Below are 12,369 nucleotides of genomic sequence, written 5' to 3' on the forward strand. Positions count from 1 at the left end.
GGGCCTGCAAGGCCCCTCATGCACCCAGGCGCAGACCGCTGCTGGGCCTCATCACGCTCAAACGGCTACTGGCGCCCACTCCTCCCTATTCGGATTCGTCAAACATGGGGTTGTGAGAGGCTCCCTATTGTGGGCGGGGATGACTGTCTCCGACGTCTTCGCTGAAACCAAAAAGCAGATTGCATTTGGCGGATGTGTCGTCGTTGATGGGGTTCAAGGAATTGGCTTGCCCTTGCCGCCCAGCTTTGATGATTTTGAAAAAATCACTGACTTTCTATCGCTCGACCATGTATTCGAGAATTTGTCAGTTTTTAGAGCCTGAGAATGCATCTGATTCTTCTGCCATCGGCGCGATCTGGCTATCGAATCACACAGCTGGTTTTACTGGCGGGTAGCGAAACATCGGCAGAACCCCCAGAGCTGATCAGAGAACAGTAAAACAGTGAGTCGGCGCGGGAGCCCGGGCCATGCGGCCTTCGATCAAGGCGTCAGAAAAGCCCCCGCGTCGCTGCGCACGAGCCCAAGCCAAACAGGAGCGACCGGAAGGCACTTCGCGAGGCTCCGCCGCGTACTGCCAGCGGAACAGTGATCGTCCCGCCACCGCTGCTACAAACCACGGGGCCCAACGCCATGCCCCGCTTCGATCTCCAACGCTTGGGCCGTCAACCCCCGCGCTTCACATCCAGATCCGCCAGCACCCGCAGCAACCCCCGATTCACCTCTTCCAGATCCATCTCGTGCGTCTCGCACAGCTGGCGGATCGCCGCGCCGTTGTCCGTCTCCAGCGCGCAGGCCATCTCCAGGCTGGCCGCGTACGGCCCTGTGTGCAGCACGGTGGCGTCGTAGATGCGTTCGGACAGGGGCAGTCGGCGCAGGATGGCGCCCAGGGGTTCGCCCAGCAGGTCGTCCATCTGCGACAGCAGGCCGCACAGGTAGATTTCGCGCCGCAGGTCGTTTTCCACGCCGGCGTCCAGCAGGCGCTCGGTCAGGCGGGCGCGCAGCACCATGGATTCGCGGATGGGCTGCAGGTTGGGGTCGGTGCTGGCGTGCGGCAGCTGGTCCGACAGCCAGCGTTTGAGCGAGCCGTAGCCCATCATCACCAGGCCGCGCCGCAGCGAGTCCACGCCGGTGCGCAGGCCGAGCGCGGCCGAGTTGGTATAGACCATGAAGCGGTAGGCGAGCAGTGGGTCTTCGCCCAGGATCTGCTCGAAGGCCTCCAGCGACTGCTCGGCGTCGATGGCCTTCATCAGCTTGAGCACGGTGTCGTGCCCGGGCTGGGGCGGCTGGTGGCGCAGTTCGTACAGCACGTCTTCTGCGGGCCAACCGGCCAGGGCCAGGGCCTTGTGCCGGTCCAGGCAATGTTCCATGAGGGCGCGGCTGGCCACGTTCTCGTACATCTGTCCGGCCAGCACGGGGCTGGGCTGCTGCGGCTGCTGGCCTGCGGCGGCGTGGTGGGGGGCGCCCGCTCCGGCGCGGGGCACGGCGGCGGTGGCCTTGAGCGCGGCCATGGCGTCGGCGGCGCTGAGGGTGAGCAGGCTGTTGTCGAAGCAGCCGGCCACGGCGGGCTCGGGCAGGTGGTGCAGTTCGCCGCGCCAGACGAGTTTCAGGCCGCGCTGGTGGGCGGCCTGCACCTGGGCGAGCAAGGCCGGATCGCCCAGCCATTCGTTGCGCACTTCGATCCAGGGCGCGCCGCGCGGCGCCTGGGTCAGCAGGTCGGTGAGCAGCTGCGGCGTTTGCGGGGACAGCAGCAGGGGGGGCGAGCTGGCGCTCCACAGTTCCTGCAAGGTGCGCAGCAGGTGGGGCGCATCCACGACGGCGGCGCCGTCGCTTTGCACATAGAGCTGCACGGCTGCCAGGCGCCGCGCCTGGTTCCACAGTGGGCGGTAACCGAGGAGAAGGCTGCCAAGAACGGATTGGACCATGGGATGCGAAGGCGGCCGTTACCGCGCGGGCTCAGCCGATGTAGTTGAAGAGGGACAGCTTCTGCACCTGGGCATAGGACTTCAGGGCCGCTTCATACCCGACCTGGTTGTTCTGGAAGTCGGAAATGCCCTTGATCATATCGAGATCCTCCGCGCGCGAACGGTCGGCTTCGAGCTGCACGGCGCGCTTGTCCTGGTCGCCCGTGATGCGGTCGGCGCGGTTGAGCAACTCGCCCGCGTAGCCCCGCATGTTGTGCATGCGCTCCATGCCGATGTCGATGTTGTTCAGGGCCTGGCCCACGGCCTGCGAGGCCGCGCCGCTGGTGGTGGCGTTGCCGATGTCGCGGATGGCGCTGTCCAGCGTGCTGAAGATGCTGGCGCTGGGCTGCAGCGAGATGCTGTCGCCGTTGGCGGGCGAGAGGCTGTAGGTGCCATCGACCTTCTTGACGGGCGTGCCGGTGATGTTGAAGCTCATGCCGGGGATGCCGGTCACGCCGATGCTCACCGGCTTGTCGGACGGAAAGTCGGGCACCGTCACGGGCGCGGACGACACGCCGGTGGTGGTGTTGGTGATGGTGTACGTGGCCGTGGTGGTGCCTGCCGTGGCGCCCGGGCCCACGCCGCTGAAGACGATCTGGTAGTTGTTGCCCGTGATGAGGCTGGTGTCGGTGGGCTTGATGCCGTCGGTGGTCAGCAGGTGGTCGGTCGAGCTGGTGGTGACGGCGGCGTTGTAGGCGCCGTCGCGCTGCGGCACGAACATGAAGGCCGATTCGCCGTCCAGCGACAGGGGCAGCGAGCTGTCGGTGCCCGAGCCCTGGCCGGGCAGGCCGGAGAAGGTGTAGTCGGGGCTGCCGGACTGGGGCCCGAGAAACGGTGTGAGCGCGCTGCCCAGGGCGCCCAGCAGCGGCATGCCGTTGCTGTCCTTGCGGTTGACCATGGAGGACAGCTGCTCGCGCAGGCCCTGCAGCTGGTTGGCGATGGTCTTGCGGTCGTTGGGGGTGAGCGACCCGTTGCCGGCGCTCACGATGAGCTGGCGGGCCTCCTGCACCAGGTCCACGGCTTCGCCCATGGTCGATTCGGCCTGGGCGATGGAGTTGCGCTGGTTCTCCAGCGCGCGCTGGTCGGTCTGCACGCGCGCCAGCCGGGTCATCGCGCGTTCTGCCTGCGCGGCGGCCACCGGGTCGTCGCTGGCGCGCACCACGCGCTTGCCGGAGGTGAGGTTTTCCTGCAGGTTGGACAACGCCGTCTGCCGCGTGCCCAGGTTGCGCAGGGCGTTGTCGTACATGTTGGCGGTGGAGGTGCGATAGAAGTTGGCCATGTCTTTCTCCGGCGCGGTTTATCGGCCCATCGTCTGGATCAGGCTGTCGAAAATGCTCTGGGCGATCTGCAAGACCTTCGCGGAGGCCTGGTAGGCCTGCTGGTATTGGATCAGCTTGGCGGCCTCTTCGTCCAGGTTCACGCCCGAGACGGCCGTGCGGTCCTTTTCGAGGTTGCCCGCGATGGTGGTGGACAGCTGGGCGGAGTTCAGCGCGCTCTGCGTGCGCGTGCCCACCTGCGCCATGAGGCCGGCGTAGCCGTCGCTCATGGTGGATTCGTCGAACATCTTCACGTCGCGCAGCGCGTTCATCGCGGAGGCGTTGCCGGCGTTGCGGGTGTAGGTGTCTCCGTATTGCGGATCGAGCGCATTGCCCACCGTGACGGTGTCGCCGGTGTTGGGCGTGCCCTTGAGCGTCAGTTCCCAGCCGTCGATCTGGATGGGCTGGCCCGGCGTGTAGGCCAGGCCCGCGGTGCCCGAGGGCGGCGTGGTCGAGCCCGTCACCGTGTAGGTGGTGGGCGGGCCGGCGGCGAAGCTCAGGCTCACGCCCGCCGGAATGGGAGGGGCGGTGAAGCCCGTGGAGGTCGCCTGCACGCTGGTGAGCTGCATCGAACCGCCGTTGGTCTTGCCCATGGCGGCGTTGACGGGGCTGGCCACGGCCAGGTCGCGGGGCGACAGCACCTTGGCCTGGATGTTCGCGGCCGTGGTGCTGAAGGGCTTGAAGAGCACGCGCTCGCCCGTGGCGCCTGCGGCCGTCATGTTGAAGTTCAGCCCGTCGATCTGCTTGCTGGCCAGGTCGGTCAGGTCGGTGAAGGCGGTGGCCTTGCCGTCGGACATGCGCACCACCTGGCCGGCCGGCGGCGTGGTGAAGCGCACTTCGTAGTCGGACGCGGCGAACTTCGTCGCGTCGCTGAACGACACGGTGCCCACGGCCGTGCCCTTGGTGTAGCCGGGCATGCTGGTGGGGACCGAGAACAGGTCCTTGCCGGCCTGTCCGTCGAGCGTGAGGCCCAGCTTGTGCTGGGCATTCATCGTCATGCCGATGGACTGCGCCATGCGGCCGAGCAGGTTCACGCCCTCGGCCAGATCGGTGTTGTTGAAGCGCAGCAGGCCCGAGACCTCGCCGCCGCCGAGCATGTTCTCGTCCAGCTCCACGGGCGCGACGCCAGGGCGGTTGAAGAACAGCTTGGTCTGCCCGCTGCCGGGAAAGGACGTGGCCTCGCCCACGGACAGCTGCGTGGCGGTGGAGCCCAGCACCAGGGGCTGGCTGCCCGCGACGAACAGGCCCACGGTGCCGTCGTCGGCCTGCACCTGCGTGGTCTGCACGTACTGGTTGATCTCGCGGATGATCTGGTCGCGCTGGTCCAGCAGGTCGTTGGGCGACTGGCCGTTGCCGGTGGCGCGCGCGATCTGCTCGTTCACGCCGGCCATGCGGCTGGCCAGGCTGTTGATCGCGTTGACGTTGCTGTTGAGCTGTTCGGTGACGGTGTACTGGATCTCCGACAGACGGTCGGCCGCGGAGCGCATGCGCCCGGCGGTCTCGTCCATGCGCGTGAGCACCACCGTGCGCGCGGTGATGTCGGTCGGGGCCGCCACCACGTCTGACAGGGCGTTCAGCATGTCGGTGATCGAGGCGCCCAGGCCGCTCGTGCCGCCGCTGAACACGTCCTGCATCTGCGACAGGCGCTCGCCGCGCGTCTGGTCGGCCGCCTGGGTGGCGTTGGCCGCGGCGGCCTGCCGCGTGAGCAGCTCGTTGTGGTTGCGCAGGATGGTCTGCACGTCCACGCCCTGGCCGATGTAGCCGCCGCCGGTGAACTGGCCCTGCACGGTCTGCAGCGACAGCGTCTGGCGCGAGTAGCCGGCGGTGTTGACGTTGGCGATGTTGTGGCCCGCGGTCTGCAGGGCCACCTGGTTGGCGAGCAGGGCGCGGGCGCCGACGTTGAGCAGGCTCATGGAGCGCTTTCCGTCACGCCGCCGTGCGCGGCGAGACGCGCAAGGTGCTGTTGATGGCCCGGCTCAGCTTGCTGGCGTATTCGGGGTCGGTGGCGTAGCCCGCCTTCTGCAGTTCGGTGGCGTAGGCCACGGCGGAATGCGTCTTCTCGCGCGCCTTCTCGTAGCGCGGGTTGTCGTTGATGAGCTTGGCGTAGTCCTTGAAGGAGTCTTCGTAGGAGTCGTAGGCGCGGAACTTCGCCGTCACCTTGCGCGGCACGCCGCCGATGTATTCGGTGGTGGTGATCTCGGCGACCTTGCCCGTCCAGCCCTTGCCGGCCTTGATGCCGAACAGGTTGAAGGAGTTGTCGCCGTCCTTGCTGCGGATCTCGCTCTTGCCCCAGCCGGTCTCGTGGCCGGCCTGGCCCAGCATGAAGCTGGCGGGAATGCCGCTTTCCTTGGCCACGCGCTCGGCCGCATCGCGGTGGTGCTGCACGAAGCTCTCGCGGCCCTTGGGCGCGGGGGCGGACGGGTCGGCCGCCACGGCGGCGGCGCGCTGGCTGGCGGCGCCCAGGCTCAAGGTGGAGGGCACCGAAAACGTGGGCTCGGCACCGGCGCCGGCATCGCCGCCGATCTGGCGCGTCAGCTGGCGCTGGATGGCCTCCGAGAGCCCACCCTGGCGGCCCGACATCTGGATGGACAGCTGCTGGTCGAGCATGTCCGTGCCCAGGTCGGCCTGGCCGCCTTCCATGAGGCCGGACTTCATCGTCGCCTCGCGCATGCTCTTGATCATCTCGCGCATGAAGAGCGATTCGAACTGCTTGGCCGCTTCCTTGGCGGCCTGCGGGCTGTTCTGACCGGCCTCGTACTTGAGCGCGTTGAGCGAGCGCGAATCGACGGCCAGCGCATTGGTGGCGGTGGTGGTCGCGGCAGAGGGCAGGGTCATGGCCATGTGCGGTCTCCCGTCAGGTCGGGCGCCGCCGCGCTGAGCGCAGGGACGGCAAGGTGGCGGCCTGGGTCATCAGATGACCTCCAGCTCGGCGTTCAGGGCGCCCGCGGCCTTGATGGCCTGCAGGATGGCCAGCAGGTCCTGCGGCGTGGCGCCCAGGGTGTTGAGCGCGCGCACCACGTCGGCCAGCTGCGGCGACGGCGGCATCTGGATGATGTTGCCCGGCTCCTGCTTGACGGTGATGTCGCTCTTTTGCGCCACCACGGTCTGCCCTTGCGACAGCGGGTTGGGCTGGCTGATGACGGGTGTGGAACTGATGGTGATCGACAGGTTGCCGTGCGCGATGGCGCAGGGGCCCAGCGTCACGGCCTGGTTCAGCACGATGGAGCCGGTGCGGGCGTTGATGACGACCTTGGCGGAGGGGACGGAGTCGGCCACCGCGAGTTCTTCCAGATCGGCGATGAAGTTCACCCGGGCGCCGGGGTCCAGGGGGGCGCGCACCTGCACCGTGCGGCCGTCCAGCGCCGTAGCGATGCCGGCGCCGTTGCCCAGCTTGCCGTTGATGGCCTGGGCCACCTTGCGGGCGGTCTGGAAGTCCGAGGCGTTCAGGCCCAGGGTGATGGTGTCGCTGTCGTTCAGCGGGGTGGGCACCGAGCGTTCCACTTGTGCGCCATCGGGAATGCGGCCGGCGCTCAGGTGGTTGATTTGCACCTTGCTGCCGCCGGCAGACGCCCCGGCACCGCCCACGACCATGTTGCCCTGCGCCATGGCGTAGATCTCGCCGTCGGCGCCGCGCAGCGGCGTGGCGATCAGCGTGCCGCCCTTGAGCGACTTGGCGTTGCCCATGGAGGACACGCTCACGTCGATGGTCTGGCCGGGCTGGGCGAAGGCGGGCAGCTGGGCGGTGACGATCACCGTCGCCACGTTCTTGAGCTGGGGCGCCGCCGTGCCGGGCGGCAGGCTGATGCCCATCTGCTGCAGGTAGTTCGTCATCGCCTGCGTGGTGAAGGGCATCTGCGTGGTCTGGTCGCCCGTGCCGTCCAGGCCCACGACGAGGCCATAGCCCGTCAACTGGTTGCTGCGCACGCCTTGCACGGCCGCCACTTCCTTGATGCGCAGGGCATGGGCGGGCAACGCCGCGCACAGGGTGGCCAGGGCGGCCAGCAGCCACACGAGCCGCGACGCGCGCGAAATCAGGGGAGAGGGCAGGGCTTTCATGGCCTCGATTGTGAAAGCGGACCGCTTCACGGGATGGGCCAAAAAGATGCCGGATTACCGGTCAATTGGGGCGGCCGGCCCCGGGGGAATACCAGCGAAAAATGCCGCCAGTGCAATCAACACTAGGGCATTGTGCTATGAAAATAATAGCAATCTGCCGCCAGGCCATGGCGGCAGATTGCGGGGAGGGGATGGGTGGCGGCGCGGTTAGAACGGCGTGACCGAATTGAAAGCCCGCGACAGCCAGCCCATGGCCTGCGCCTCGCTCTGGGCGCCACGCCCGCGCGATTGCACCCGGGCGTTGGCCACCAGCGTGGAGCTGATCACGCTGCCCGGCTGCAGGGCGCGCGGGTCCACCGTGCCGGAAAAGCGCAGCACGTCCACGTTGTCGTTCACGCCGATCTGCTTTTCGCCGGCGATCACCAGGTGGCCGTTGGGCAGCACGTCGATCACGGTGGTGGTGATGGTGCCGGTGAAGGTGTTGGTGCTTTCGGTGCCGCCCTTGCCTTCGAAGTTGTTGGTGCTGGTCGCGCCCAGCGAGGCCTTGCCCAGGTTGGTCGAACTGATGAACGGCAGCGCGGTGATGCCCGACGCCGTGCCCGACTTGCGGTCCACGGTGGAGGTCGATTTCTGGCTGGCCGACACCGTCTCGATGATCTGGATGGTGACCACATCGCCCACCAGGCGCGCACGGCGGTCCTCGAACACCGGCCGGTAGCTGGCCGCGTGGAACAGGCTGCCCGTCGCCGGGCCCGAGGGGCGGGGCGTGGCGGCCACGGGCGGCGGCGTGGTGGGCAGCAGGTCCACGGGCGGCGGCGGCGACAGCGTGGCGCAGCCGGTGCACAGCAGCACCAGGCCGGCGACGGCGGCCAGGCGCGCGGACGGCGCCGGCACGGGGGACGAACGGAGGAAGGAGGCGGTACGCATGGCGGAGTCCTGCAACAAGCGGTGGGGGCGTGGGCGTTCTTCGTGGGAACGGTCGGCGTTGCGCTTCAAAGCTGCGCGAGCTTGGCCAGCATCTGGTCCGATGTCTGGATGGCCTTGGAATTCATTTCGTAGGCGCGCTGGGTCTGGATCATGGTCACCAGCTCTTCCACCACGTTCACGTTCGAGGTTTCGAGGAAACCCTGGCGCATGTAGCCCAGGCCGTTCGTGCCCGGCGTGCCCTGCTGGGGCGGGCCGGACGCGGCCGATTCTTTGTACATGTTCTGCCCGATCGGCTCGAGGCCGGCCGGGTTGATGAAGTTGGCCATCGCGATGCTGCCCAACTGCTGGGGCGCGGTGCTGCCCGGCACGGTGGCGGAGACCACGCCCTCGGTGCTGATGCTGATGGCCGTGGCGTTGGCGGGCACCGTGATGCCGTTGGCCACCGGCAGGCCGCTGGAGGTGACCATGCGGCCCTGCGCGTCGAGCTGGAACGAGCCGTCTCGGGTGTAGCCGATGGTGCCGTCGGGCTGGGTGATTTCGAAGAAACCGTTGCCGTTGATCGCCACGTCCAGGTTGTTGTTGGACTGCTGCAGGCTGCCCTGCGTGAAGTTGCGGCTGGTGGCCACGGTGCGCACGCCCAGGCCCAGGTGCAGGCCGGTGGGCAGCTGGTTCTGCTCGGTGGTCTGCGCGCCGACCTGGCGCTGGTTCTGGTAGATCAGGTCTTCGAAGACCGCGTTGTTGCGCTTGTAGCCGTTGGTGGAGACGTTGGCCAGGTTGTGCGAGATGACATCCAGCTGGGTTTGCTGGGCGGACATGCCGGTCTTGGCGATCCACAGGGAATTGATCATGGCGGTTCCTTTGGGGAGGCGGTTGCGTCGGGCTCGGCGGTCAGCCGTTGAGGCTCAGCAGTTGGCTGGCCGACTTGTCGTTGGTCTCGGCCGTCTGCAGCAGGCGCAGTTGCGCCTCGAACTGGCGGGAGGCGGCGATCATTCCGACCATGCTCTCCACGGCATTCACGTTGGAGCCTTCCAGCGCGCCGGACAGCATGCGGGCATTGGGATCGCTGGGCAGCGGATCGCCCGAGGTGGTGCGAAACAGGGCGTCGTCGCCGCGCTTGAGTGGGTCTTCCAGCGTGGGCGTGGCCAACTTCAGGCGCCCCACGGCTGCAGGGCGCTGGCTGCCGACCTTGGCGGTGATGGTCCCGTCCGAGCCCAGCGCGATCTCCGCGCCCTGGGGCACGTCGATGGGGCCGCCGCCATCCGAGAGCACGGTCAGGCCGTTGCTCGTGAGCAGTTGGCCCGTGGCCGAGACTTCCAGGCTGCCGTTGCGGGTGTAGGCCTCGGTGCCGTCGAGTCCCTGCACGGCGAACCAGGCATTGCCCACCGCCATGGCATCCAGGTTGCGGCCGGTGCGCTGCACCGGGCCGGACGCTTCGGAGTGGCCCGAGGTCGCCTCCAGGGCGAACACGCGGGTCTTGGCACCGTCGCCCTGCACTGGCACGGCGCGGAAGGTGGACATCTCCGCCCGGAAGCCGTTCGTGGAGGCGTTGGCCAGGTTGTTGGCCAGCACCGACTGGCGCTGCGCGGCAGCGCTGGCGCCCGTCATCGAGGTGTAGATGATGTGGTCCATGGAGGGTCTCGCGCAGGCGTCTCAGTCGGTGGGGGCAGGGGTCAGGAAAAGGATCAGCGCAGGTTGACCAGCGTGGACATCACCTGGTCCTGCGTCTTGATGGTCTGCGCATTGGCCTGGTAGGCGCGCTGCGCCGTCATCATGTTCACCAGCTCGGCCGTCAGGTCCACGTTGGAGTCTTCCAGCGCGCCGGAGCGCAGGGCACCGAACTTGCCGTCGGTGGGCGAGCCCATCACGGCCTGGCCGGACTCGAACGTCTCGGCCCAGTTGTTGTTCCCGATGGAGGCCAGCCCCTGCGTGTTGCGGAAGCTGGCCAGCGCCAACTGCCCTTCGGCGCGCGTCACGCCGTTGGAGTAGCGCGTCATCACCATGCCGTTGTTTTCGATGTTGATGCCCGTCAGCTCCCCGGCGGTGTAGCCGTCCTGCGACAGGTCGGACACGGCGAACTTGGTGCCGAACTGCGTCACGCCGTCCAGCTTCACGTTCACGCTGTAGTCGGTGAGGTTGTTGGGGTTCGGCGGCGTGGGCGAGATCGTGATGGGCATCTGGAAGCCCGTGGCGGGCGCCGTGGCCGCGGGCGCGGTGATCTTGCCGTTGTTGTCGAAGGTGATCTGGCCGACGGGCGCGGCCACCACGGGCGGCGTTGCCGTGGGGTCGTCCAGCTTGTCGTACACATCCCAGGTGTTGGCGCCGTTCTTCTGGAAGTACAGGCTCACCGGCTTGGCGACGCCCTGGCTGTCGTAGACGTTGATCGAGGTGCCGTAGGTGGCGCGCGGCGTGGCGGGCACGGGCGGCGTGGCGGTCGAGTCGCCGGCGGCGTCCGGTGCGCGCGCATCGAGGTTGAACGACGCGGTGATCGACGTGGTCTGCTTCGCGGGAATCGGCTGCGAGGTAGGGAACGACAGCGGCGTGGCGTTGCTGGCCGTGCGCAGGCCGGTGGCCGGGTCCACCGTGTAGCCCATCACCTTGGCACCGCTGTTGGTGACCACGTTGCCCAGGTCGTCGAGCTTGAAATTGCCCGCACGGGTATAGGCATTGGTGCCGTCGGGCTGCTGCAGCTTGAAGAAGCCGTCGCCGTTGATCGCCACATCCAGGCTGTTGCCGGTGATCGACAGGTTGCCCTGGTTGAACTGCTGCGCCACGTCGGCGGTCTCCACGCCGATGCCGGCGTTGGTTCCCCCCGCGGAGCCGATGGCCGAGGCCACCATTTCAGCGAACTCGGCGCGGGAGGCCTTGAAGCCCACCGTGTTGGAGTTGGCGATGTTGTGGCCGATCACGTCCAGGTTCTTGCTGGCGGCGTTGAGGCCGGACAGGCCTTGCTGAAAGCTCATGGTGTTCTCCTGAGAGGAAGAAGGAAAGCGCGTGGATAGGTGGGAAGGGCGTGCCGGTCAGAGCACCGCTTTGATCTGGCTGTAGTTGACGGTGCTGCCGGTGTCCAGGTCGAGCGTCAGCGCGCCGCTGTTGGAGCCGGTGCCCACCACCTTCGCCTGCATGAGCGCCGTGGACTGCACGGTGCCGTCCTTGGTGGAGGCGACCACGCGGAACTGCAGGTCGCTCTTGTTGCCCGCGTACTTGCTGGCGTCGAACTCGAACTCGTGGCGGCCCTTGTCCTGAGCGCCCATGTCCACCGTGCCGACGACCGCGCCGCCGGGCGTGACGACCTCGACCTTGGTGCTGGTCGCTGCGCCGGCCAGCTCGAAGTAGCCCTTGCCCGTGCTGTCGGTGTAGGTCATCTTGGAGCCTTCCGCGAGCACCGAGCGGCCGATCATGGCCGTGCCCTGCAGCGTCTGCATCGTGGAAAACTGCTCGGCCATGGTCTGCATGGTGAGGTTCAGCGTCTGGATGCCGGTGACGGTGTTGATCTGCGCCATCTGCGAGGTCATCTGCGCGTTGTCCATCGGATTCATCGGATCCTGGTTGTTCAACTGCGCGACCAGCAGCTTCAGGAAGCGGTCCTGCGCGGCGTTGGGGTCGGTGGCCGAATTGGCGCTGGTGCTCGAATTCACGGTGGCGGTGGAGCCGATGGGATTGAGGATCATGGCGAGGTTCTTCCCGAAAAGTTACTGGCCCATCTGCAGGGTCTTGAGGAGCAGCGACTTGGCCGTGTTCATGACCTCGACGTTGTTCTGGTAGGAGCGCGAGGCGGAGATCATGTTGACCATCTCCTCCACCGCGTTCACGTTGGAATGGGTGACGTAGCCCTCCGCATCGGCGGATGGGTGGCTCGGGTCGTGCACCCGCTTGCCCGGCGCATTGCTCTCGCTGATGGCGCTCACCCGCACGCCGGCGGAGCTCTCGGCCCCCATGGGTGCGGTCTGGAACACCACCTGGCGCGCCTTGTAGGCCTGGCCGTCCGGGCCGGCCACGGCCTCGACGTTGGCCAGGTTGCTGGCCACTACGTTGAGCCGCTGCGACTGCGCACTGATGGCGCTGCCCGAGACATTGAAGATGGAGAACATGGACATGGCGGTTTCCGCTTT

12 protein-coding genes are annotated in these 12,369 nt (G+C 67.5%); 1 reads left to right on the top strand and 11 read right to left on the bottom strand.

The annotated features are described in order from the left end of the window. On the top strand, positions 1-322 hold a 322-nt coding region (locus AVAK2825_RS22205; protein WP_284402616.1), incomplete at its 5' end, for a hypothetical protein. A 340-nt stretch (positions 323-662) separates the two neighbouring features. On the opposite strand, the gene AVAK2825_RS22210 is transcribed toward AVAK2825_RS22205, so the two are convergent. The 11 genes from AVAK2825_RS22210 to flgC form a co-directional block, all read right to left on the bottom strand. After that, a complete protein-coding gene (locus AVAK2825_RS22210) occupies positions 663-1,922 on the bottom strand; it encodes an HDOD domain-containing protein (protein WP_284402617.1) in 1,260 nt (419 codons plus the stop codon). Positions 1,923-1,953: 31 nt separating this feature from the next. Further along, a complete protein-coding gene (gene flgL, locus AVAK2825_RS22215) occupies positions 1,954-3,240 on the bottom strand; it encodes a flagellar hook-associated protein FlgL (RefSeq protein ID WP_272565449.1) in 1,287 nt (428 codons plus the stop codon). 18 nt (positions 3,241-3,258) lie between these two features. Then, the gene (flgK, locus tag AVAK2825_RS22220) at positions 3,259-5,190 is read right to left on the bottom strand and encodes a flagellar hook-associated protein FlgK (protein ID WP_284402618.1); all 1,932 of its coding nucleotides are present in this window, start codon (positions 5,188-5,190) and stop codon (positions 3,259-3,261) included. A 13-nt stretch (positions 5,191-5,203) separates the two neighbouring features. Continuing rightward, positions 5,204-6,118 (bottom strand): flagellar assembly peptidoglycan hydrolase FlgJ, encoded by a 915-nt coding sequence (gene flgJ / locus AVAK2825_RS22225; protein ID WP_284402619.1) that lies wholly within the window; start codon positions 6,116-6,118, stop codon positions 5,204-5,206. Positions 6,119-6,187: 69 nt separating this feature from the next. Beyond that, positions 6,188-7,333: a flagellar basal body P-ring protein FlgI gene (locus tag AVAK2825_RS22230; protein WP_272565446.1), complete on the bottom strand. Its 1,146-nt coding sequence runs from the start codon at positions 7,331-7,333 to the stop codon at positions 6,188-6,190. Between the two features lie 207 nt (positions 7,334-7,540). After that, positions 7,541-8,260 (bottom strand): flagellar basal body L-ring protein FlgH, encoded by a 720-nt coding sequence (locus AVAK2825_RS22235; protein ID WP_272565445.1) that lies wholly within the window; start codon positions 8,258-8,260, stop codon positions 7,541-7,543. A 65-nt stretch (positions 8,261-8,325) separates the two neighbouring features. Then, positions 8,326-9,108 carry a flagellar basal-body rod protein FlgG gene (gene flgG / locus AVAK2825_RS22240; RefSeq protein ID WP_284402620.1) on the bottom strand — a complete coding sequence of 261 codons (783 nt, stop codon included), beginning with the start codon at positions 9,106-9,108 and terminating at the stop codon, positions 8,326-8,328. Between the two features lie 40 nt (positions 9,109-9,148). Continuing rightward, positions 9,149-9,889 carry a flagellar basal-body rod protein FlgF gene (gene flgF / locus AVAK2825_RS22245; protein ID WP_272565443.1) on the bottom strand — a complete coding sequence of 247 codons (741 nt, stop codon included), beginning with the start codon at positions 9,887-9,889 and terminating at the stop codon, positions 9,149-9,151. A gap of 53 nt (positions 9,890-9,942) precedes the next feature. Beyond that, entirely contained in the window at positions 9,943-11,220 is a 1,278-nt protein-coding gene (gene flgE / locus AVAK2825_RS22250) for a flagellar hook protein FlgE (protein WP_284402621.1), read from the bottom strand. 57 nt (positions 11,221-11,277) lie between these two features. Then, positions 11,278-11,928 (bottom strand): flagellar hook assembly protein FlgD, encoded by a 651-nt coding sequence (locus AVAK2825_RS22255; protein WP_284402622.1) that lies wholly within the window; start codon positions 11,926-11,928, stop codon positions 11,278-11,280. Between the two features lie 21 nt (positions 11,929-11,949). After that, positions 11,950-12,354, bottom strand: coding sequence for a flagellar basal body rod protein FlgC (gene flgC / locus AVAK2825_RS22260; protein ID WP_272550767.1), 405 nt, complete (start codon positions 12,352-12,354; stop codon positions 11,950-11,952). Positions 12,355-12,369 lie beyond the last annotated feature (15 nt).

It is taken from the genome of Acidovorax sp. SUPP2825 (genome assembly GCF_030158995.1).
Classification (GTDB): Bacteria; Pseudomonadota; Gammaproteobacteria; order Burkholderiales; family Burkholderiaceae_C; genus Paracidovorax.

Bases quoted from the DNA above. Each gene is read 5' to 3' on its own strand.
- AVAK2825_RS22210 (WP_284402617.1), bottom strand. From the start codon at position 1,922: ATGGTCCAATCCGTTCTTGGCAGCCTTCTCCTCGGTTACCGCCCACTG.
- flgL (WP_272565449.1), bottom strand. From the start codon at position 3,240: ATGGCCAACTTCTATCGCACCTCCACCGCCAACATGTACGACAACGCC.
- flgK (WP_284402618.1), bottom strand. From the start codon at position 5,190: ATGAGCCTGCTCAACGTCGGCGCCCGCGCCCTGCTCGCCAACCAGGTG.
- flgJ (WP_284402619.1), bottom strand. From the start codon at position 6,118: ATGGCCATGACCCTGCCCTCTGCCGCGACCACCACCGCCACCAATGCG.
- AVAK2825_RS22230 (WP_272565446.1), bottom strand. From the start codon at position 7,333: ATGAAAGCCCTGCCCTCTCCCCTGATTTCGCGCGCGTCGCGGCTCGTG.
- AVAK2825_RS22235 (WP_272565445.1), bottom strand. From the start codon at position 8,260: ATGCGTACCGCCTCCTTCCTCCGTTCGTCCCCCGTGCCGGCGCCGTCC.
- flgG (WP_284402620.1), bottom strand. From the start codon at position 9,108: ATGATCAATTCCCTGTGGATCGCCAAGACCGGCATGTCCGCCCAGCAA.
- flgF (WP_272565443.1), bottom strand. From the start codon at position 9,889: ATGGACCACATCATCTACACCTCGATGACGGGCGCCAGCGCTGCCGCG.
- flgE (WP_284402621.1), bottom strand. From the start codon at position 11,220: ATGAGCTTTCAGCAAGGCCTGTCCGGCCTCAACGCCGCCAGCAAGAAC.
- AVAK2825_RS22255 (WP_284402622.1), bottom strand. From the start codon at position 11,928: ATGATCCTCAATCCCATCGGCTCCACCGCCACCGTGAATTCGAGCACC.
- flgC (WP_272550767.1), bottom strand. From the start codon at position 12,354: ATGTCCATGTTCTCCATCTTCAATGTCTCGGGCAGCGCCATCAGTGCG.